Origin of the sequence: Paenibacillus sp. BJ-4, assembly GCF_020404765.1 — a bacterium.
Taxonomy (GTDB): domain Bacteria; phylum Bacillota; class Bacilli; order Paenibacillales; family Paenibacillaceae; genus Paenibacillus.
The window spans coordinates 1-255 of record NZ_JAIVEM010000119.1 but is presented as its reverse complement, the minus strand read 5'-3'; the positions used below and the strand labels follow the sequence as shown (position 1 = coordinate 255).

Sequence of the window (255 nt, the reverse complement as noted above, 5' to 3'; positions counted from 1 at the left end):
GGAGCTTTGCCGGAGCAAGTGCGGGAGGATTGCATAAGAAGAGTCGCCCGGCTGCTGCAAACGGGGACCGAGGACATTGACCCTGATGCAGAGTGGAATGACTATGGGCTGGATGTGGTGGCCCTGACCGGACTGGTTAACGAATTGAACCAAGCGTATGGACTCGACTGGACCTATGACATCTTTCTTGAATATCCGACCCTCCGCAGCCTGGCAGACGATCTGCTGGAAACCTGCAAGGGCCGCTTGCCCCGT

1 protein-coding gene is annotated in these 255 nt (G+C 57.3%); it reads left to right on the top strand.

Going from position 1 to position 255, the window contains the following annotated elements:
* A partial coding sequence (locus LCF57_RS18245) for an acyl carrier protein (RefSeq protein WP_226001969.1) occupies positions 1-255 on the top strand: 255 nt, incomplete at both ends.